Annotated in this window: 18 protein-coding genes; 12 read left to right on the top strand and 6 right to left on the bottom strand. The window is 62.5% G+C overall.

Annotated elements, in window-relative coordinates; translation table 11 throughout:
* Positions 1-80 precede the first annotated feature (80 nt).
* From murG to ftsA, 5 genes are all read left to right on the top strand, one after another.
* A complete protein-coding gene (gene murG, locus EHF33_RS12595) occupies positions 81-1,175 on the top strand; it encodes an undecaprenyldiphospho-muramoylpentapeptide beta-N-acetylglucosaminyltransferase (protein WP_124872110.1) in 1,095 nt (364 codons plus the stop codon).
* A gap of 110 nt (positions 1,176-1,285) precedes the next feature.
* Positions 1,286-2,647, top strand: a complete 1,362-nt coding sequence (gene murC, locus EHF33_RS12590; RefSeq protein WP_124873172.1) for a UDP-N-acetylmuramate--L-alanine ligase — start codon at positions 1,286-1,288, stop codon at positions 2,645-2,647.
* Between the two features lie 14 nt (positions 2,648-2,661).
* Entirely contained in the window at positions 2,662-3,516 is an 855-nt protein-coding gene (locus tag EHF33_RS12585; RefSeq protein WP_124873170.1) for a UDP-N-acetylmuramate dehydrogenase, read from the top strand.
* Complete coding sequence (locus EHF33_RS12580; RefSeq protein ID WP_241191171.1) at positions 3,507-4,346, top strand: cell division protein FtsQ/DivIB; 840 nt, start codon at positions 3,507-3,509, stop codon at positions 4,344-4,346. The genes EHF33_RS12585 and EHF33_RS12580 overlap by 10 nt, the downstream gene beginning before the upstream one ends.
* The gene (ftsA, locus tag EHF33_RS12575; RefSeq protein WP_124872101.1) at positions 4,343-5,719 is read left to right on the top strand and encodes a cell division protein FtsA; all 1,377 of its coding nucleotides are present in this window, start codon (positions 4,343-4,345) and stop codon (positions 5,717-5,719) included. The genes EHF33_RS12580 and ftsA overlap by 4 nt, the downstream gene beginning before the upstream one ends.
* A 91-nt stretch (positions 5,720-5,810) precedes the next feature.
* Here ftsA and EHF33_RS12570 read toward each other — a convergent pair whose 3' ends face one another.
* Entirely contained in the window at positions 5,811-6,425 is a 615-nt protein-coding gene (locus EHF33_RS12570) for an HAD family hydrolase (protein WP_124872099.1), read from the bottom strand.
* A 401-nt stretch (positions 6,426-6,826) separates the two neighbouring features.
* On the opposite strand from EHF33_RS12570, the gene cysS reads away from it, so the two are divergent.
* Positions 6,827-8,320: a cysteine--tRNA ligase gene (cysS, locus tag EHF33_RS12565; RefSeq protein ID WP_241191170.1), complete on the top strand. Its 1,494-nt coding sequence runs from the start codon at positions 6,827-6,829 to the stop codon at positions 8,318-8,320.
* 199 nt (positions 8,321-8,519) lie between these two features.
* On the opposite strand, the gene cysK is transcribed toward cysS, so the two are convergent.
* Positions 8,520-9,482 (bottom strand): cysteine synthase A, encoded by a 963-nt coding sequence (cysK, locus tag EHF33_RS12560; protein ID WP_124872097.1) that lies wholly within the window; start codon positions 9,480-9,482, stop codon positions 8,520-8,522.
* A gap of 80 nt (positions 9,483-9,562) precedes the next feature.
* Between cysK and EHF33_RS12555 the strand changes: the two genes are divergently transcribed.
* Complete coding sequence (locus EHF33_RS12555) at positions 9,563-10,039, top strand: NUDIX hydrolase (RefSeq protein WP_124872094.1); 477 nt, start codon at positions 9,563-9,565, stop codon at positions 10,037-10,039.
* A gap of 71 nt (positions 10,040-10,110) precedes the next feature.
* Here the strand turns inward: EHF33_RS12555 and EHF33_RS12550 are convergent, their stop codons facing one another.
* The 3 genes from EHF33_RS12550 to xpt all read right to left on the bottom strand — a co-directional run bounded on the left by EHF33_RS12550 (position 10,111) and on the right by xpt (position 12,950).
* Positions 10,111-11,670 (bottom strand): acyl-CoA carboxylase subunit beta, encoded by a 1,560-nt coding sequence (locus tag EHF33_RS12550; RefSeq protein WP_124872092.1) that lies wholly within the window; start codon positions 11,668-11,670, stop codon positions 10,111-10,113.
* A 134-nt stretch (positions 11,671-11,804) separates the two neighbouring features.
* The gene (locus EHF33_RS12545; protein WP_124872089.1) at positions 11,805-12,305 is read right to left on the bottom strand and encodes a YflT domain-containing protein; all 501 of its coding nucleotides are present in this window, start codon (positions 12,303-12,305) and stop codon (positions 11,805-11,807) included.
* Positions 12,306-12,368: 63 nt separating this feature from the next.
* On the bottom strand, positions 12,369-12,950 hold the full coding sequence (xpt, locus tag EHF33_RS12540; protein ID WP_124872087.1) for a xanthine phosphoribosyltransferase: 582 nt from the start codon (positions 12,948-12,950) through the stop codon (positions 12,369-12,371).
* Between the two features lie 122 nt (positions 12,951-13,072).
* On the opposite strand from xpt, the gene EHF33_RS12535 reads away from it, so the two are divergent.
* Both EHF33_RS12535 and EHF33_RS12530 read left to right on the top strand, forming a co-directional pair.
* Positions 13,073-14,305 (top strand): cytochrome P450 family protein, encoded by a 1,233-nt coding sequence (locus tag EHF33_RS12535; protein WP_124872084.1) that lies wholly within the window; start codon positions 13,073-13,075, stop codon positions 14,303-14,305.
* 9 nt (positions 14,306-14,314) lie between these two features.
* On the top strand, positions 14,315-14,644 hold the full coding sequence (locus EHF33_RS12530) for an HNH endonuclease (RefSeq protein WP_124872082.1): 330 nt from the start codon (positions 14,315-14,317) through the stop codon (positions 14,642-14,644).
* Between the two features lies 1 nt (position 14,645).
* Here the strand turns inward: EHF33_RS12530 and EHF33_RS12525 are convergent, their stop codons facing one another.
* Positions 14,646-15,956, bottom strand: a complete 1,311-nt coding sequence (locus EHF33_RS12525; RefSeq protein WP_241191169.1) for a methyltransferase domain-containing protein — start codon at positions 15,954-15,956, stop codon at positions 14,646-14,648.
* A 130-nt stretch (positions 15,957-16,086) separates the two neighbouring features.
* Here EHF33_RS12525 and EHF33_RS12520 point away from each other — a divergent pair, with 130 nt between their 5' ends.
* From EHF33_RS12520 to EHF33_RS12510, 3 genes are all read left to right on the top strand, one after another.
* Positions 16,087-17,478, top strand: coding sequence for a TrkH family potassium uptake protein (locus EHF33_RS12520; protein WP_124872079.1), 1,392 nt, complete (start codon positions 16,087-16,089; stop codon positions 17,476-17,478).
* Positions 17,479-17,524: 46 nt separating this feature from the next.
* Positions 17,525-18,916 carry a TrkH family potassium uptake protein gene (locus EHF33_RS12515; RefSeq protein WP_124872077.1) on the top strand — a complete coding sequence of 464 codons (1,392 nt, stop codon included), beginning with the start codon at positions 17,525-17,527 and terminating at the stop codon, positions 18,914-18,916.
* Positions 18,917-19,007: 91 nt separating this feature from the next.
* Positions 19,008-19,667: a potassium channel family protein gene (locus EHF33_RS12510; protein ID WP_124872074.1), complete on the top strand. Its 660-nt coding sequence runs from the start codon at positions 19,008-19,010 to the stop codon at positions 19,665-19,667.
* The last annotated feature ends 12 nt before the right edge of the window (positions 19,668-19,679 follow it).

Here is a 19,679-nt window from a genome sequence, read left to right as displayed (position 1 = left end):
TTGATTGGTTTACTTTGACCGATTTGCTTCGAGATTGGTCATTTAACAAAGCAGCTTTTGCGCTTGCTAAACTTCCCTCAATGAGTGAAGTCGTTTTGTCCACAGGCGGGACGGGTGGGCACATCTATCCAGCGGTGGCCACTGCCCGCGAACTGCTCTTACGCGGCCACCACGTGACCTTGCTGGGCCAGCGCGGCGGCATGGAAGAAAGAATCGCCGCCGAACAAGGTTTGCCCTTTTTCGGGGTGCAGGCTGGCAAACTCGCCCGCAGCGGGCAGGGCAAGGCCGACCCCCGTGAGTTGCTGCGGGCCAGCAGCGGCCTTTTGGAAGCGCGGCGCTTTCTGAGCCGGACTCGCCCCGCCGTGGTGGTGGGTTACGGCGGCTTTGCCAGCTTGCCGGGAGTGCTGGCCGCCCAGACGCTGGGCATTCCCACCGTGCTGCACGAGCAAAACGCCCGTCTGGGCCTGACCCAGCGCTTGGCGGTGCGCCGCGCCAAAGCAGTCGGCACCGCTTATCCGGTGGTCGCCGGACTCAGCGGGAGCAAGGCGACGCTGGTGGGCATGCCGGTGCGCGAGGAGCGTCTCAGCCGCGCAGAAGCGCTGGCGGCGCTGGGCCTCGATCCGGGCCGCCTGACCATCTTCATTATGGGCGGCTCGCAGGGGAGTCTCGCGCTCAACAATGTCTTGCCGGAAGTGCTGCGCTCCACCTTCCCGGATGGACAGTCCGAGTTTGGCCCCGTTCAGGTGCTGCACGCCACCGGCCCGCGCTGGGTCACGAGTGTCGCGCCCCGTGTGGCCGATTTGGAATGGTACAGGGTCGAAGGCTACGTGGACGCGGTGGCGGCGTGGTCGGCGGCGGACTTGGCGATTACCCGGGCAGGCACCGGCACGCTGGCCGAAGCGGCCTTTCACGGGGTTCCAACTTTGATGGTGCCATTGCCGGAGTCCTCGGAAAATCACCAGCTCTTCAATGCCCGCGCCGTCGAGGAAGCGGGCGCGGGGCAAGTCGTCGAGCAGCCCAGCGTCTCGGCGCAGATGGGGGGAGCGGTGTTAGAGTGTTTAGTGCCGCAGCGCCGCCGCGCCATGCAGAGCGCCGCCCTCTCCCGCAGTCCTGCTGGAGCCAGTCAGCGGCTGACTGACCTGGTGCTGGCCCACGCCCGGCCAGAGGCCACATGACCAACAGCGATACCCTAGATCAGACTTCCACGTCCTCCGCTTCATCCACACCAGAAGCAGACGTTATCAACCGTCCTGGCCACACTCCAACTCCGCCTCACTTTCATTTGATGGGCATTGGCGGCATCGGCGTCTCGGCCTTTGCCCGCTTGCTCAAAGCACGCGGCTATATCGTCAGCGGCTGCGATGAACACCCTTCCGAACTCACCGCCCAGCTTGAGCGCGAGGGCATCACGGTGGCGCACGGCCATGACCCCGCTCACGTTCACGGCGTAGATGTGCTGATTGCCTCCGAAGCGGTGAGCAAAAACCACCCCGAACTGAGCGCCGCACGGCAAGCCCACATCGAAGTCCGCCCGCGTATGGCGCTGCTGGCAGAACTGCTGTCGGCTTCGCCTTCGGTTGGAGTGGTCGGTACCCACGGCAAAACCACCACCACCTCCATGATCGCGGTGGCCCTCCTCGGCGCGGGCCTTGATCCAGCAGCGCTGGTGGGCGGCATCGTGCCGGAATTCGATTTGCAGCACGGCGGCAGCAACGCCCGCATCGGGCAGGGGCCGTTCGTGGCCGAAGTGGACGAATCCGACCGCAATTTCCAGTACGCCGTGTGTCAGACCGCCGTGTTCACCAACGCCGAGGACGACCACGTGGGCGGAGCCGAGGGCAGCGAACTGGCGACGTATTGGAGCAGCGTGGAAGAGCAGCACGCGGCATTTACCCGCTTCGTCTCGCAGGCCGAGCGGGTGCTGTACTGCGCCGATTGGCCGGGCCTGGACGCCTTCGTCACCCAGCACCAAAGCGCTATGAGTTACGGAACGTTGGAGGGCAGCACTTACCGGGCCACTCAGTTGCAACCCGACGAAACTGGCACTTCGTTTCAGGTCAGTAAGCGCGGTGAGCTACTCGGCCAAGCACGGATCAATTTGCCCGGCACCCACAACGTCCTCAACGCACTAGCAGCGCTGGCCGTCACGGATCTCTACGGCGGCGAGTTTGAGTCGGCGGCTGCCGCGCTGGCCGCTTTCAGGGGGCCGGGCCGCCGCTGGCAGCACATCGGCAGCCTCAACGGAGCGTTGATCGTCGACGACTACGCCCACAACGCCACCAAAGTCGCCGCCGCCGTGCAAGCTGCCCAGCAAACTGGCAGGCGGGTGCGGGTGGTGTTTCAGCCGCACCGTTACCTGCGAACCCAGCAGAGTTGGCCGCGCCTCGCCGACGCGCTGATGAAAGCAGACGAAGTGCTGATCTTGGACATCGCCGCCGCTTCCGAGCCGCCGATTGAAGGCATTCACGCCACCCTGATCAGCGAGCGAATGAAGCAGGGCGGCCACCCCGCTGCCGAGTATTACCCCCAGCGCGAAGACGCCGTGGAGTATTTACGCGCCTCGGCCCAGCCGCGCGACATCATCGTGACGATGGGCGCGGGCGACGTTTGGAAAATGGCCCGCCAGCTCGCCGGGGTGCCGCTGTGAGCGCCGCCGTGTCCCTGAGCGCCAGCGGCGCGAAGGTGGAGCGCTTGGCCCTCTCGCGGTTCACCACGCTGGGCGTCGGTGGCCAGGCCGAGGTCTGGACGGTGGAGAGCCACGCCCAACTGAGCGAGGCGATGAGCGCTCCCTACCGGATTTTGGGTGGCGGCAGCAACCTGGTGATTGCCGACGAGGGCCTCAAGGAACGGGTCATTCGGCTGGGCGGCGAGTTTGCTGCCACCGATCTGCAAGCCGCGCCGGAGAGTACCCCTGAGCACTTCATCAGCGGTTGGGTGGGCGGCGGGGTGCCCTTACCGGGCCTGCTCCGCAAATTGCGGACGCTGGGCTTGTCGGGCTTGGAGGGCACGGTAGGCGTGCCCGCTCAAGTCGGTGGCGCGGTCTGGATGAACGCCGGAACCCGCTTCGGCGAGATGTTCGACGGCTTATTCGCCTTAGAAATCGCCACCCCGGAAGGGGTCAGCCAACTCTCGCCGGATGAACTGCCTTGGGGCTACCGCGACAGCGCCATTCCCCGCAACCACATCGTGACGCGGGTGCGCCTGCAACTCACGCGCAGCACCCCCGAAGCGGTGGGCGCGAAAATGCAGAATGCCGACACCTCCCGCAAAGGTCAGCCCAAAATGAAAACCCCCGGCTGCGCCTTCAAAAACCCCGGCGGCGTGGGCGCGGGCAAACTGATCGACGACGCCGGACTCAAAGGCACCCAGATCGGCGGGGCCATGATCTCACCCGACCACGCCAACTTCATCGTCAATCTGGGCGGCGCGGCGGCGGCAGATGTCCACGCCCTGCTCGAGCTCATTCGCCAGCGGGTCGGCGTGCCGCTTGAACTGGAGTACGAGTTGTGGCCCTAAAAACGGTGACGATCCGGGTCGGGGCCAGCGAGCGCAGTGGCAACTCCTCAGCGGCGCGGCCTGCTCTGCGCAGCAGCGCCATTGATATCCCGCCGTTCGACGCCGCCCGAAAGATATCTGCCCCGCTCGCCGCTGCTGAACCGCTGCCCTCCGGGGCCGTCACCTCCGAGGAGCAAAGCCCCACGCCACTGCCCCGGCGCAGCTTCTGGCAGCGCTTTGGACGGCTGATCAGCGCTGTGCTGGCCGCTGTGCTGATCGGCGGGGCGGCGGTGGGCTTGTGGTACGGGCTACCGATCAAAGCGGTGCAGATTACCGGCAACAGTCATTTGTCAGCTGGGCAGGTCAAGCAGCTCGCCGGACTCAGCGGCGAGAAGCCGTTCGGCTGGCTGTACTACGGCTTGTGGCGGGCCACTGGCCTGAGAGACGAGCCCTGGGTGGCTTCGGCGCAGCTCACCCGCATCTTTCCAGACCGGGTCGAAATCAGTGTTGCCGAGCGCACGCCCGTGGCGCAAGTCCGTGACCGCGGCGGGCAGGTCAGCGTGATCGCCGCCGACGGTACGCCTTTGCCGGGAGCTGTGGCCACTGGCCCGGTCATCTCGGGGTGGGGGCCAGACCGCACCCAAGACGCCCTGTTCGCAGTGCGGGCATTCTCGCGTTACAATGTTGAGTCAGTGACGTATACACCTACTGGCATCACGGTGCAAACCGGCAAAGGCACCATCTGGAGCGGCGACATCAAGCTGCTGCTCAAGTATGGTCAGGCCATCGAAACGCAGGCCCCTGTGGGCCGCATCAATCTTTATCCGTGGGGAGTGAGCGTCCAGAGATGAAAAATAACCCGTTTATCGTGGGGCTGGACATCGGCACCACCAAAATCACAACAGTCATCGGCGAGCTCGGCCCGCACGGCACCGTCGACATTATCGGCGAGGGCACCGTGCCCAGCGAGGGCATCAAGCGCGGCGCAGTCGTGAATTTGGAGCGCACCACCCACGCCATCAAGCAGTCCATCGCCGCCGCCGAGCGGGTCAGCGGTGTGCGGGTCAGCCACGCGTATGTCAGCGTGTCGGGCCACCACATCAAGGCCACCACCAGTCACGGTCTGGCCGCCATTCGCCGCAACCAAGAAATCACCGCCGCCGACGTGGAACGCGCCATCGAAAACGCCCGCGCCGTGCCGCTCGATCCCAATTTGGAAGTCATCCACGCCATTCCACAGGAATACGTCGTGGACGGTCAAGAAGGCATCAAGAGCGCGGTGGGGATGCACGGCGTGCGCCTGGAAGTCGATGTGCATCTGGTCTCGGGTTCGGCGGGGCCGCTGGCCAACGTTCGCCGCTGCGTGCAGGAAGCGGGCCTGATCACCGAAGGCTTCGTCTTGCAGTCGCTGGCCTCCGGGCTGGCGGTTCTCGACTCGGGCGAGCGCGACCAGACCGTGCTGGTCATCGACATGGGCGGCGGCACCACCGACGTGGGGGTCTTTCGGCGCGGCAACCTCGCCCACAGCGCCAGCATCCCGATCGGGGGCGATCACGTCACCGCCGATTTGATGCAAATTCTCAAAATTCCGGTGGAAGAAGCCGAGAATGTCAAGCGCAAGTACGGCGCGGCCCTTCCCGAACTGGCCGACCAAGAGCTGACGCTGGAAATCACCACAGCGGCGGGCGTGACCCACGCCATCAGCGCTTTTGATCTGGCCCGCATCATCAAGCCGCGTGTCAGTGAAATTTATGACCTCATCCGCGACGAAATCGACAAGGGCATGGGGCCGGTTGAGCTGGTGGCGGGCAGTGTGGTGCTGACCGGCGGCGGCGCTTTGATGCGCGGCGTCTCCGAGTTGGCCCGCGAACGCTTCCGCCTGCCGGTGCGCATCGGCAAGCCCCGCGGCGTCAGCGGCCTGACCGATATCGTCAGCGGGCCGCTGCACGCCACCGCTGTGGGCTTGGTGCTGTATGGCGTGACCCACGAGCACGCCGAACTCTCGCTCGACCAGCTTGAAAAGACCGAAGCCAAGCCCGCGCCGAGCGCCAAGCCGCCGACCATCACCGGGCCTGAGCCGAGCGTGATCGTCACCAAGCCGGAACCCAAAACCGACGCCAAGGCCGAAAAGGCTGAAGTCAAAAAAGAACCCAAAGAGCCGAAGGTCAAAACCGGCCCGAGCATTGGCGACCGCATGAAGAATTTCTTCAAAGACTGGATGTAAGAGCTGAGCATTAAAGCAGGAGCTGGAGAACCGGCTTAAGAATTAAGAACGAGCGTTAGACCGCTATAAAGCATGTCTAACGCTCGTTTTTTTAGCTTTCTATCCCCATTGCCGCCAACTCTTCTTCAAGCTGGGCCGCCGAAACGTATTGAATGGCCCGCATTCCGGTGCGGCGGGCGGCTTCCACATTCTGAATGCGGTCGTCGATCATGACGGCCTGATCAGCGGAAATATGGGCGAGCTGCATGCCGAGGCGGTAAATGGCGGGGTTGGGTTTCATCACGCCGAGGTAACAGGAAGTAAAAAAACCCAATAAAAATTCGCGCAGCCCGAACGTGTCAATCCGGTGGGCGTTGAGGTCATCTCCTTCGTTGTTGAGCGAGTACATCCGCCGCCCCTGACCCAAGCGGCGGGCCAGCGCCAGTGTAGGCAAATTGGGCTGACTTTGCCCGTACATGGCGGCGCGGAAACTTTCTTTGCTAAAATCACGCGGCTGATAAAACACCGTTTGGTCGAGGTATTCGTCGAGGCTCACCCTTCCGAGTTCGAGTTCGGAAACCACCAACTTGTGGCGCTCGCCAAACTCGGCCGCGTCCAAGCCGAAACGGGCCACCACGCCCGCCCGCTGGTCTCTATCCCAGCCGTTGGTCAGCAGCACGCCGCCGATATCCCAAAACAAAACTTGAGGTTGCTGCACTTTGTCCATTCTTCCTCCAGCGTGCTTGCTTACCCTCAGCGCTTCTGCAAATCAGTGGCGTCAGCCCCACAGCCAAACCACTGTACAGCCGGACACCAACTTTATCAGCGTTACCTCGGCCCAGCTCTATCACCGCCAGCGGCAAAAACAGCAGCAAAGCAGAGCGGGCCACAACAGAATTTGAGCAGAGAACTCCGGCCCGCCACTTCTAAGCCCCGTGACCCGTGCTCCATGGGGTGAACTGGAGAGGTGCTATAGTTTTTTTATGCTCAGCGCCGCTTTTCTACTCAACTTGTGTTGTGGGTGTCCACGGTAGCCGCCGATTACGCCGCGCTGCCGCCGATCCTTGCTTTGGAACGCGGCTTTTTTTGTGCCTTGACTTCTTCTCACCCGTTTGTCTTGGAGACTGTATGACCGACTCCGCTCCCAATTTTGGTTCCCTCTTCCCGGATCTCCACTGGCCCGATATCGTGCTGCACGACTCGATGCAGCGCCAGAAAGTCAAGTTCGTTGCGGGCACGCCCGGCAAAATCGGGATGTATCTGTGCGGCCCGACCGTCTACAGCGACGCCCACCTCGGCCACGCCAAAAAAGAAGTGGCCTTTGACGTGATCCGGCGCTACCTGACGCACCGGGGCAACGCCGTGCGCTATGTCAGCAACATCACCGACGTGGGGCACCTGCTGAATGACGCCGACGAAGGCGAAGACAAAATTGCCCGCCGCGCCGCGCTGGAAAAACTTGAGCCGATGGAAGTGGCCGAGAAGTATTACTGGAGCTTCATGGACGATATGGCCCGCCTCAGCGTGCAGCGGCCCAGCATTCAGCCCCGCGCCACCGGCCACATCACCGAGCAGATCGAGCTGATTCAGGAACTGATCGCCAGAGGCCACGCTTACGAAGCGGGCGGCAGTGTTTACTTTGACGTTCGCAGTTGGCCGAGCTACGGCAAGCTGTCCGGCCGCAAACTTGACGACCAGGAAGAAGGAACCCGCGAAACGGTGCGCGGCGAGAAGCGCGACGCCCGCGACTTTGCCCTCTGGAAAAAAGCCGAGCATGGCCACATCATGCGCTGGAATTCGCCGTGGGGCTCAGGCTTTCCCGGCTGGCACATCGAATGCTCGGCCATGAGCCTCAAGTATCTGGGCGAGAATTTCGATATTCACGGCGGCGGCCTCGATCTGGAGTTTCCGCACCACGAAGCCGAAATTGCCCAAGCTGAGGCGGCGGGCCACGGCTTTGCCCGCTACTGGATGCACAACAACATGCTGACCATCGGCGGCGAGAAGATGAGCAAGAGCAAAGGCAACTTCACCACCCTCAAAGAGCTGTTTGAGCGGATTGACCCACAGGTGGTGCGCTTTTTGTTGGTGGGCAGCCACTACCGCAGCGTCACGGAGATGAGCGAGGACGCCTTTGTCAGCGCCCAGAACGGCTACCGCCGACTCCACGACGCCCGCGCTGAAGTCGAGCGCCGCCTGGTGAGTGCGCCGAAGCGCTCCGACGCCCTCTCTGCCAAAGTGACCCAGCACGTTCAGGCTTTTGAAGAAGCCATGAGCGACGATTTCAACACGCCCAGAGCGGTGGCGGCCCTGTTTAACCTGACCAGCGACGTGAATGCGGCGCTGGCGGGCGAGGTGGGCCGGGAAGCCTTGGAGCAGGCCAAGGCCGCTTACGACGAACTCGGCGGGCAGGTGCTGGGATTGTTCGACTCGGGCGTAGCCAACTCGGCAAGCCAAGACGACACGGCGCTGGTCAGCACGCTGATGGACGTGGTGCTCGACGCCCGCCAGCATTACCGCCTCAGCAAGCAGTATGAGCAAAGCGACGCGCTGCGCGGCAAGCTGGCCGACGTCGGCGTGACGGTGGAAGACACCAAGGACGGCCAGCGCTGGAAACGCTAAACGCCGTCTGCACCGAACCCCAATAAAACCGAGGGCTTTCTCAGGCGCTTGTCAGAAGTCGGACAGATCAGCCGAGTAGCATAACCCTTGAGCGTTGTCCCCCCCGACAGCTTAAGCGCTCATCTTCCCTCCGAAGAAGCCAGACACGCTACCCCCCTAGTGTGTCTGGCTCATTTTTGGATGGGGTTTTATCCTCTGGCTAAGCGGGCTTTTCCATCCTTTCCCTCGAGTACGGCAAATAATTGCTCGGCGTGTCGCGCTCACCGTCAAACAGGGGGGTGGTGAGGTAACGCGCCCCCGAGTCGCAGGCGATGGTGCCGATGCGCTTGCCAGCCCCCAAGCGGCGGGCCAACTCCAGCGCCGCCCAGACGATGCCGCCGCTGGACATCCCCACGAACAAGCCCTCCTCACGGGCCAAGCGGCGGGCCAGCGGGTAGGCGTCTTCTTCCCAAACCTGAATCACTTCGTCGATCAGCGTTCGGTCTAGGTTTTCAGGAATAAAGCCCGGCCCCATACCCTGAAAACCGTGATCGCCGCGCTCGCCGCCCGACAAGACATTGCTGCGGGCCGGTTCTACGGCGTAAATTTTGACATCGGGGTTCATCTTCTTGAGGTAGCGCCCCACTCCGGTAATGGTACCGCCGGTGCCGGAGCCGTAAATAAAAGCGTCGATGCGGCCATCCATCTGCTGCCACAGTTCGGGGCCAGTGGTGGCTTCGTGGGTAGCCGGATTGGCGGGGTTGGCAAACTGATTGGGCATCCAGCCGCCCCGCTCGGCCACGATCTTCTCGGCTTCCTCGATGGCGGCCAGCATTCGCCGCTTCGGATCAGTCAGCACCAACTCGGCTCCGTAGGCGGCCAGCGTGCGCTTGCGCTCCTCGCTCATGGAGGCGGGCATACACAGCAGCAGTTTGTAGCCCCGCGCCGCCGCCACCTGTGCCAGCCCAATGCCGGTGTTGCCGCTGGTCGGCTCCACGATCAGCCCGCCGGGTTTGAGCAGGCCGCGTCGCTCGGCGTCTTCCACCATGCCCAGCGCGGTGCGGTCTTTGATGCTGCCGCCGGGATTCTGGCCTTCGAGCTTGACAAAAATCTCGGCCATTCCACTTTCGGTTACGCTTTGCAGCTTGACGAGGGGCGTGTTTCCAATCAGTGCGTCCACCATGCTGCCAGTTTACTCGGCGCGGGGCAAGCAGACAGGGTCACACGGCCCTCTCGCCTCCTCAAGCCGCTAAACTAAGCGCTATGAGTCATCTGTCACGCACGCTGCCGATCAAGCGTGCGGCCCACGTTTATCTGGTCAACGACCACCACCTGCTCTTGGTCGCCGAGCGCATGGACGACGGCAGCATCTTTTACGGCTTGCCGGGCGGCAAAGCCCACCTCGGCGAAAGTCTGGCCGCCGCCGCCGTGCGCCAAGTCCGCTTTGAAACCGGCCTGAGCGTCACCGATTTGCAGTTTGTCAGCTTGCTGGAAGGCGAGATGCTGAACGGCACCCGCAACGAGTGTTACGCCACCTTTGGCCGCTTCACGGCGAACTTTACCGGCGAACTCGCTCCGACTGACCCCGAAGTGGTCGGCACGCAGTGGGTTCCGTTCGATCAGGTGCTGAGCTTGGTCAAGTTTGGCCCGCCGCCGGAAGTCGAGGAGCGCAACCCGCTGATCTGGATTCCCACCCGCGACTTCCTCAGGGGCGAGTCGCGGACGTATTACCCGATTTAGAGCAGGGGCTTAGGCTGTCTCAGCAAGTGGCCGCGTAAGTCGAACGCGCTGGCCGTTACGGTCTAAGCGGCTTACAAAGGCTCGTTCCCATGCTTCCGGTAAGGCCGCTGCTCTTCCTTGCCTTCCAGCATCTTGAAGGTGGCGATCAGGCGGCGGCGGGTGTCTTCCATCGGAATGATCTCGTCGATGTAGCCTTTGGCGGCGGCCACATAAGGGTTGTCGAAGGCTTCTTTGTATTCAGCGATTTTCTCGGCCCGCACCGCTTCGGGGTTCTCAGCCGCCTGAATTTCGCGGCGGTAGACGATATTGGCCGCGCCCTCCGCGCCCATCACGGCGACGGCGGCGGTGGGCCAAGCGTAGACCACGTCCGCACCCATGTCGCGGCTGTTCATGGCCAAGTACGCTCCGCCGTAGCTCTTGCGGGTAATCAGGGTGATTTTGGGCACGCTGGCTTCGGCGTAGGCGTACAGCATCTTCGCGCCGTGCCGGATGATTCCGGCGTGCTCCTGCGCCACGCCAGGGAGGAAGCCTGTCACGTCCACCAAAGTCAGAATCGGAATGTTGTAGCAGTCGCAGGTGCGAATAAAGCGGGCAGCCTTATCGGAAGCGTCGATATTGAGCGTTCCGGCCATCACCTTGGGATTGTTGGCGACAATGCCCACCACCTCGCCGCCGAGGTGCGCGAAGCCGCAAAGAATATTCTTGGCCCACAGCGGCTGAATTTCAAAGAACTCACCCCCGTCCACCAGGCTGTGAATCACTTCATGCATGGCGTAGGGGCGGCGCTGGTCGGGCGTTACGATGTCGAGCAGCTCGGTGGTCTGGCGGGCAGAAGAGTCGCTGGTGGGGCGGCTCGGCGGCTTCTGGCGGGCATTTTGCGGCAAGTATTGAAGCAAGTGGCGAATGCCGTCCAGCACCGCTTCGTCGCCGTCGAATTCGAGGTGGGCCACGCCGGATTTGCGGTTGTGAACGTCCGCGCCGCCCAGCTGATCGAAGGTGACTTCCTCACGGGTCACACTTTTGATGACTTCGGGGCCGGTGATGAACATAAAGCTGCTGCCCCGGCTCATCAAAATAAAGTCGGTGAGGGCAGGCGAGTAGACGGCCCCGCCCGCACACGGCCCCAAGATGGCGCTGATCTGCGGCACCACGCCGGAGTAGGTGGCGTTGCGGTAAAAGATTTCGCCGTAGCCGCTGAGGCTGTCCACCCCTTCCTGAATCCGCGCACCTGCCGAGTCGTTGAGGCCGATGATGGGGCAACCTGTTTTGGCGGCCAAGTCCATGATCTTGGCGACTTTTTGGGCATTGCGCTTGCCCAGAGAGCCGCCCAGCACCGTGAAGTCCTGCGAAAACACAAAGACCTGCCGCCCACCAATGCTGCCGCTGCCGGTAATCACGCCTTCACCGGGGGCTTCCACACCGCGCATCAAAGCGCCGCCGCCGTGTTCGGTAAAGGTGGACAGCTCCAAAAAACTCCCCTCGTCTAGGAGGGTGTCTATGCGCTCACGGGCCGTCAGCTTCCCGGCGTCGCGCTGTTTTTGCTGCTTGGCTGCGCCGCCGCCTGCTTCTACCACGGCGCGGCGCTGCTCCATTTCGGCAATCAGTTCTTGAAGTTCTAGGCTGTGGGACATGCAGCTAGTTTAGAGGGCCACTCGCGGTTTGTGGAGCGCGGGCGACCTATCTTTCGCTTAAGCTGAGCGCTTAAGCCGGGTCAACCACAAGGCTGCTCTGCTCATCCACTCTTTTTATCCGGGCCAGACGCTCTTTAAGACCCACGCGATTCGTGCGGCATCCCCGAGAGCAGGTCACGCGCCTGCTCGGCCACTTCGCCGTCGGCCATGACGCTGTAGTGATCGGCCCGCATTCCGCCGACGCTGGTAAAGTCGCGCCGCCCGCCGCTGAGGGCGTAGCTGAGCAGCCCCCACACCGCGCCGATCATCACGCCGATGAGCAGGCCGTCAATCAGCAGCGTCAGGAAACTGCGCTCGCCGCCGAAGCCCAAAAAGGCAAACACCAAACCAATGAAAATGCCCGTCGTCGCGCCCTGACCCATCCCGAGGCTCAGCGCCCGCGTCCAGTCGAGGCGGCCCGTGACCTGCTCCACGAGCTTGAGCCCTTCACCCACGATGGCGGTGCGCTCGACGGCAAACTTTTGATCTGACAAGTAATCCACCGCCCGCTGCGCCTGCAAGTAATCGGGATAGGTGGCAATCACGACTCGGCTCTTGGTGGGATCGCCGAGCAGCGGATTTGGGCGCATGGTCATAAGTTGAGCTTACCGCAGCCGGCCAGCGCGGCGCGGCCCTCTTAAGAAAAGGCAAATCAAAAGTCAGCGGCCTTCGACGACCACCACGCCGCCCGCCTCGCTGAGTTCCAAGATATTGGCCAGCGTGTGAATCGGCACGCCCAAATCCGCCAAGTTTTCGCGGCCATGCTCGAAGTTCTTTTCGATGACGCAGCCGAGGCCGAGGAGCTCCGCGCCGCTAGAGCCAATCATGCTGGCCAGCGCCCGTAGCGTCCCGCCCGAGGCCAAAAAGTCGTCGATCACGATCACGCGGTCATCTGGCCCCAAAAACTCGCTGGATACGAATAAATTCACTACCCCGCCTTTGGTGCGGCTGACCGACTGCGCGGTAAACGACGGCTCTTTCATGGTGATCGGCTTTTTCTTGCGGGCGTAGACCATCGGCACGCCGAGTTCAATGGCCGTGATCAGCGCCGGAGCGATGCCGCTGACTTCGATGGTCAGCACTTTATTGGGCTTGAGCTCGCGGAAATACTCGGCAAAGCGCACACCCATTTCGCGGGTGAGTTCCGGCAAGAGCTGGTGGTTGACCAAGCTGTCTACTTTGAGAATGCCGCCGGGAAGGATGACGCCGTGCTGCTGAATGGCCGAGACGAGGGTTTTCATCGAGCAGAGTGTAGCAAGCATAGAGGAGCGCCGAAACGTTGGGAACTTCAGCGGGCGGCGGCGCGTAATTGAGCGTGTAGTCAGTGGTACGCTGCTCAATTCCACTGGGAGGCTACTCCACCATGACCATTTCAGCACATCCCAATCTCAGCAGGCCGCTGAACGTCTTCAGCCGTGAATTCGCCCGCAACAAGTATGAGTATTACCGATTGCTGCGCGAACATTCTCCCGTACACAAAGGCAAATTGGCCGTGCTGGACGTGTATCTGCTCTCACGCTACGACGACTGCGCGGCGCTTCTCAAAGACCCGCGCCTGGTGCGTGACCGCAGCAGACTGAGTGGTAAGACAGGTGGCAGTAAGTTTCCGTTGCCGCTGCCCCGCACCGTGCAACTGATGGGCGACAACATGCTGCTCTCCGACGGAGCCGAACACCGCCGCCTGCGCGGGCTGGTGCATCAGGCTTTCACGCCCCGCGCTCTTGCCAAGTTGGAAAGCCGCCTGGAAGCGCTGACGCACGAGCTTCTGGATGCGTTGGTCGGAAAAAGCCAAGTGGATTTGATTCCGGCGTATGCCCTGCCGATTCCGGTCGCCATTATCGGGGAGATGCTGGGCGTGTCGGCTTCCGAGATGGGCCAATTCAAAAATGGGCTGACGGTGATGAGCAGCGGTCTGAGCGGTGCAGGACTCATCAAAACGTTGTTGTGGGATATGCCGGAGCTGCTGCGGCTGATTCGTGGCCTGATCGCTCGTAAGCGGGCCGCGTCAGACGATGACATTCTGACTGGCCTGATTCACGCCGAGGAAGACGGGCAGCGCCTCAGTGAAGATGAACTGCTCAGCATGGTGTTGCTGCTGATTACCGCCGGATATGAGACGACGTACAACCTGATCGCCAACAGCGTGGTCGCTTTGCTGACCCACCCCGCACAACTGGCCTGGCTACAAGTGGAGCCGGAGCGTCTCAGCACTGCCATTGAAGAAGTCCTGCGTTTTTCCAGTCCCATTCAGGGAACCAAACCTGCTTACGCCACTGAAACCATCATGATTCGGGGCATCGCCATTCCTAAAGGTGCGATGGTCGCGCCGCTCCTGGGAGCCGCCAACCGTGATCCGGCGGTGTTCGAGCAGCCCGACGACTTTAGAATTGACCGCACCCCCAACAAGCATCTCGGTTTTGGGCAAGGCATTCATTACTGTCTGGGTGCGCCGTTGGCAAGGCTAGAAACCCGCGTGGCCCTGAGAAACCTGCTGGAGCGCTTTCCAGAACTGCGACTGGCGGTCAGTCCGTCAGACCTCAAGCGCCAGCACATGCCACTTTGGGAGCGCTACGAAAGCCTACCAGTGTTGCTGTAGGCTACAGCTATGGCTCGCCGCACTCCTTCCACCTGGCCCGAAGAACAAGCCCCCGCCGAGGCGCTGACCTGCGCTCTGTGCGGGCGCGAAACGCCCGTGCTGACCCAGCACCACCTGATGCCCATCTCGCAGGGACGGCGCAAAGGCATCAAGATTCAGGATTTGCCCAGCGTCGGCTTTTGCGCCGCCTGCCACAACTATGTCCACACCACCTTCTCCAACTCAGAATTGGCCGGATTTTACGGCACACTGGAGGCCTTGCAGGAGCATGAAGGCGTGCAAAAGTTCGTGGCCTGGGTCAAGAAGCAGCCGATGAGCAAGTCGGTGAAGGTGAAGTAGGTTACTTCCGGCTCAGCAAATAGGCCTTGGGATGATGCCCGCCGCTGTAAACCTGAAACAGCTCGTGGACGTGCCAGCGGTCTTGCTCGGCCATGAGGCGCTCGAACAGCTTGAGTTCATGGGTCAGCACCACCATCCGGCCCTGGCGCGAGCAGAGGCGGTGCATCTCCTTGAGGAAGGCCAGATACAGCGCTTCATTGCCGCCCCGCACGGTGATAGCGTCGCCCCACGGCAGATCGGCCACGATCAGATCGAAACTACGGGGCGGCAGGCCCGTCTCAAGCGCGTCCACCCGCGCGACCTCAATGGTTCGGCCTGCCGCCTCAATGTTCTGCTGGGCACAGCGCACGGCATCCGCGTTGATGTCCACGCCGACCAGCGCCGTACTCGGTCCCATCAAATCGCGCTCGATCAGCAGAGTGCCGCTGCCGCTCATCGGGTTAAACACCCGGTCTTGTTCGCGTACGCCCGCCAGCTTGAACACGGCGTAGGCGATGGTGGCGTTCAGCCCGCCGGCCATGTTGCACACCCGCCAAGCGCGGGCCGACAGCGGACGCGGGGTCAGGCGGGCCAGCACGTCCCAACCTTCTTCAAAACGGGGTTCAGGCGGGGCTTCTGGCTCCATGCCCTCGTCACCCTCATCAAATGTCTCGTTCTTTTCTTCGCGCCAAGTCTCAGCCCGCTGGAAGCGGTGAGGAGGCCGGCTATCGCGTCCCCGACCACCCCTCCCCCGCCCGTCTTGCTGAGGTTCAGGCTCGGCAAAGCGGGGTTCCGGCGGCTTTTCTTCGGGGATTTTGTTGGGATTCTCAGTGGGACGCAGGCGAATCAGCAGCTCACCCTCTTCAGGGTGGTGCGGAATGCCCAGCGAAATCTCGAGTTCCTCGGCCAAGCGGCGCATGGTGCTCGACTCGCGGCCCGCCGCGCTGAGCCGGAAGCTCTGGTGCTTCCCGTACTCGATCACCGGGCGCAAAAACGCCGCCAGATCACCGAGTTGCTGGTGGCCGAGGAGCGCTTTGGGGCGCGGCACATCAAAAGTTTTGACGCGGTAGACCGCCACGCTGGCCTTGAGGCGGGTCAGGCGGGTCGGATCGCCGGGAAACCAAAAGCGGCCTTCTCTGATATCCCGCGCTCCCGGCACCGCGCCCAGTTCTTCACGCGCCACTGCCTCCAAGCCGTCCAGCGCCTCAATTTCGTACTCGGCGGCGGGGCCGGTGGGGCCAGTTGGGCGGCGGGTCTTTTTCCTCGGCGGGCGGGCGTCTCTCGAACGGGAATCAGAGCGGGTTTTGGAGTGGCTGGAAGCTGGGCGCGGCATGACTCAGCAGTATAGCGGCTTGGGAGAGCCGTGCGGGCGTCAGGTGGGTGCCCCTTACCCCGGTACCCTCAGAAACGGTCAGGAGCGTCCGGAGAGCTTTTGAGCCGGGCCCGTATTAGACTCCCCATTAATGTCTTGGAAGATCACATTGACGCGGCCCAACTGGCTGCGTGCCCGCTCTCAGCAGCCCAAACGGCGGCGTGGTCAGTTGAGCCCGGCGCAGTTGATCGCCCTGACCTATGCGGGCGGCATTGTGCTGGGCACCTTGCTGCTGAGCTTGCCGGGGGTTTATCAAGCCGGTGAGCACCTCAGCCTCGTTCAGCGGCTGTTTACCGCCACCAGCGCCATCTGCGTCACCGGCTTGGTGGTGGCCGACACCGCCGGCACCTTCAGCATCTTCGGGCAAGTTATTTTGCTGCTGCTGATTCAGGTGGGCGGCGTGGGCATCATCACTTTCGGCACCCTGTTCGCTTTTCTGCGCGGGCGGCGCATCAATTTCTCCGAACGAATGCAGCTGGCTCAGCAGGTGCAGGCGCTGGACGTCGGCGGGGTGCTGACACTCATCCGGGCAATCTTTACCTACACCCTGGTGGCCGAGCTGATCGGTACGCTGCTGCTGTGGACCCGTTTCGGGCCGGAGCAGGGCACCTGGCCGGGGCTGTATTCGGCTTTCTTTCACTCGGTCAGCGCTTACAACAGCGCCGGATTCGTGCTGGGCGATTTCAGCCGCTACGCCGCCGATCCGCTCATCAGCCTGACCGTCACGGCGCTGATCGTGCTGGGCGGGCTGGGCTTTTTGGTACAGCTCAACGTGTTGTCGAACATACACCGGCCCCGCCAGAACCGCCTGCTGACCTACACCAAGCTGACCCTGACCGTCACCGGCCTGCTGCTGGTGCTGGGCACGCTGCTGATCGCGCTGACCGAGTGGCACAATCCCAAAACCCTGGAGCCGCTGCCACTAAGCGGCAAACTGCTGGCCAGCTTATTTCAGAGCGCCACCCCGCGCTCCGCCGGTTTTTCGACGCTGCACATCGCCTCGATGCAGCCGGCCAGCATTCTGGTCATCATGATCTTGATGCTGATCGGGGCGAGTCCCGGCTCGACTGGCGGCGGCATCAAAACCACCACGCTGGCGGTGCTGGTCGGCTCGGCCTGGAACATGGTGCGCGGGCGCGGTGAGCTGGTGGTCTTCGGGCGGCGCATCGAACCCGACATCGTGGTGCGGGCCGGAACTGTCACCACCCTCTATGCCGGCTTGCTGCTCAGCGCCCTGTTCGTGCTGATGGCCACCAACGGGCACATCAGCTTTGAACTGCTGCTGTTCGAGGCGATCTCAGCGGCGGCCACCGTCGGCCTGAGCCTCGACGTGACCCACCAGATCAACACCGCCGGGCTGCTGCTGCTCACGGCGCTGATGTACCTGGGCCGCATCGGGCCGCTGACCTTTGCGGTGGCCTTCAATCTGCGCGGCAACACCGCCATCAAGTACCCCGCCGAGCGCGATATTCCAATCGGCTGACCCGGCCAACCGGGGTGGCCCGGGGTGTAGAATCGCTCTCCTAGCCATGCGACGCTCACCGTTTAGCCCATCCAGCCGACTGCGCCTCAACTTCTTCAGCTTCAGCAAATTCACCCCGCCGCAACTGATCGCGCTCACCTTTGCCGTGACCATCGTGGTGGGAGCGCTGCTGCTGTATTCGCCGCTGGCCCACCAGAGCGGCCACAGCCTGAGCTTGGTGCAGTCGTTTTTTATGGCCACCAGTGCGCTGTGCGTCACCGGACTGGCGGTGGTCGATGTGGGCAGCACCTTCAACTTGTTTGGCCAGTTGGTGATGCTGACGCTGATCCAAATCGGCGGACTGGGCATCATCACCTTCGGCACCCTGTTCGCTTTTTTGCTGGGGCGGCGCATCAATTTCTCCGAGCGTGTCCGGCTGGCCCAGCAGGTTTCGGCCTTCGACACAGGTGGGGTGGTGCGCCTGATTCGCCAGATTTTTATCTTTACCCTCAGCGCCGAAGCGCTCGGCACGCTGCTGCTGGCTCTGCGCTTCGTGCCCAAAGAAGGCTGGGGCAAGGGGCTGTACTTCTCGCTGTTTCACGCGGTCAGCGCGTACAACAACGCCGGATTCAGCCTTTATCCCGATAACCTGATGGGCTTTGCCGGCGATCCGCTCATCAATTTGGTGATCGGCGGGCTGATTATTCTGGGCGGGATGGGCTTTATCGTGCAGATCAATATTCTCGGCCACTGGCGTAGTCCCCGCCGCGAGCGCATTTTGGTTCACAGCAAAATCGTGCTGAGCGTGATGGCGGCGCTGCTGGCCGTCGGGATGCTGAGCTTTTTGTTGTTCGACTGGAACAATCCGCGCACGCTGGGGCCGCTGCCCTTTGGCGAGAAACTGCTGGTCAGCTTTTTTCAGGGCGTCACGCCGCGCACCGCCGGTTTCAACACGGTGGATTACAGCTTGATCAGCCAGCCGAGTTTATTTATCACCATCATCTTGATGTTTATTGGAGCCAATCCGGGATCGACGGGCGGCGGTATCAAGACCAGCACCTTTTTCGTGATGATGATGGCCGCCATCAGTTTGGTGCGCGGGCGCAGCGATCTGGCGGTGTTTGGGCGGCGGGTCGACCGCGCCACCATCGTGCGGGCCATGACGGTGGGGCTGCTGAGCATGGGCCTGGTAAATACCGGGTTTTTGCTGCTGCTGATTGCCAACAAAGACAACAACTTGTCGTTTGAACGCCTGTTTTTTGAAACTGTCAGCGCGTTCGGCACGGCGGGCCTGAGCATGAACGCCACCACCCTGCTCAACGCCAATCAGGAAATAATCGTGTCGGTGCTGATGTATTTGGGCCGCATCGGGCCGCTGACCTTTGCCGTGGCGTTCGGCAACCGCGTCAAAAGCGAGCCGGTCAAGTACCCGCCGGAGCGCGACATTCTGATCGGCTGAGCTTTGTTCACGCCGGGTGGCTTAAACTGAGCACAATGTTCAAGCCTTCCACGTTCCGCCACTCACCCCTTCCCGCCCACCCCGCCGCGCTATGAAAGCCAAACAATGCCTCGTCATCGGTCTGGGCCGCTTCGGCACGGCGGTGGCCACCACGCTCTACGAGATGGGCCACGAGGTCGTCGCGGTAGACCAGAAGGAAGAAAACGTCGAGCGGGTGCTGAATTTGGTGACGCACGCCGCCATTTTGGACGCCACCGAAGAGCGGGCGCTGCGCTCGATTGGCGTGGCGGACTTCGACGTGGTGATCGTGGGCATCGGCACCGACGTGCAGGCCAACATCTTGGCCACCATGAACGCCAAGAGCCTCGGGGCCAAGTACGTGGTCTGCAAAGCCATCGACGAAATGGCGCGGCGGGTGCTGGAGCGGGTCGGCGCGGACCTCGTGATTCGGCCCGAGCACGACATGGGCGTGCGGCTGGCCCGCCAGATCGCCACGCCCAACATTGTGGACACCCTCGATCTGGGCGGCGACTACGCCATCGTGGACATTGAGGCTAATGAGCGGCTGCGCGGCACCCTCAAAGACCTCAATCTCAGCAACAGGTTCGGCGTGCAGGTGATTGCCATCAACCGAAGCGGGCGCATCGAAATCACCCCCCGCGCCGAGGAGGAGCTGCGCCCCCACGACAAACTCGTACTGATCGGCACCAGCCACTCGATCGACGAGCTGCGGCGGTTTTTGGGAAGCTGAGATTGAGAAGTG

Origin of the sequence: Deinococcus psychrotolerans, assembly GCF_003860465.1 — a bacterium.
GTDB lineage: Bacteria > Deinococcota > Deinococci > Deinococcales > Deinococcaceae > Deinococcus > Deinococcus psychrotolerans.
Note: the sequence above shows the minus strand (reverse complement) of the source record. Positions and strands in the feature narration are given on the sequence as shown.

What these genes read in the sequence shown, in the direction of transcription:
- murG (WP_124872110.1), top strand. Translation starts at nt 81, where the DNA reads ATGAGTGAAGTCGTTTTGTCCACAGGCGGGACGGGTGGGCACATCTAT.
- murC (WP_124873172.1), top strand. Translation starts at nt 1,286, where the DNA reads ATGGGCATTGGCGGCATCGGCGTCTCGGCCTTTGCCCGCTTGCTCAAA.
- ftsA (WP_124872101.1), top strand. Translation starts at nt 4,343, where the DNA reads ATGAAAAATAACCCGTTTATCGTGGGGCTGGACATCGGCACCACCAAA.
- EHF33_RS12570 (WP_124872099.1), bottom strand. Translation starts at nt 6,425, where the DNA reads ATGGACAAAGTGCAGCAACCTCAAGTTTTGTTTTGGGATATCGGCGGC.
- cysS (WP_241191170.1), top strand. Translation starts at nt 6,827, where the DNA reads ATGACCGACTCCGCTCCCAATTTTGGTTCCCTCTTCCCGGATCTCCAC.
- cysK (WP_124872097.1), bottom strand. Translation starts at nt 9,482, where the DNA reads ATGGTGGACGCACTGATTGGAAACACGCCCCTCGTCAAGCTGCAAAGC.
- EHF33_RS12555 (WP_124872094.1), top strand. Translation starts at nt 9,563, where the DNA reads ATGAGTCATCTGTCACGCACGCTGCCGATCAAGCGTGCGGCCCACGTT.
- EHF33_RS12550 (WP_124872092.1), bottom strand. Translation starts at nt 11,670, where the DNA reads ATGTCCCACAGCCTAGAACTTCAAGAACTGATTGCCGAAATGGAGCAG.
- EHF33_RS12545 (WP_124872089.1), bottom strand. Translation starts at nt 12,305, where the DNA reads ATGACCATGCGCCCAAATCCGCTGCTCGGCGATCCCACCAAGAGCCGA.
- xpt (WP_124872087.1), bottom strand. Translation starts at nt 12,950, where the DNA reads ATGAAAACCCTCGTCTCGGCCATTCAGCAGCACGGCGTCATCCTTCCC.
- EHF33_RS12535 (WP_124872084.1), top strand. Translation starts at nt 13,073, where the DNA reads ATGACCATTTCAGCACATCCCAATCTCAGCAGGCCGCTGAACGTCTTC.
- EHF33_RS12530 (WP_124872082.1), top strand. Translation starts at nt 14,315, where the DNA reads ATGGCTCGCCGCACTCCTTCCACCTGGCCCGAAGAACAAGCCCCCGCC.
- EHF33_RS12525 (WP_241191169.1), bottom strand. Translation starts at nt 15,956, where the DNA reads ATGCCGCGCCCAGCTTCCAGCCACTCCAAAACCCGCTCTGATTCCCGT.
- EHF33_RS12520 (WP_124872079.1), top strand. Translation starts at nt 16,087, where the DNA reads ATGTCTTGGAAGATCACATTGACGCGGCCCAACTGGCTGCGTGCCCGC.
- EHF33_RS12515 (WP_124872077.1), top strand. Translation starts at nt 17,525, where the DNA reads ATGCGACGCTCACCGTTTAGCCCATCCAGCCGACTGCGCCTCAACTTC.
- EHF33_RS12510 (WP_124872074.1), top strand. Translation starts at nt 19,008, where the DNA reads ATGAAAGCCAAACAATGCCTCGTCATCGGTCTGGGCCGCTTCGGCACG.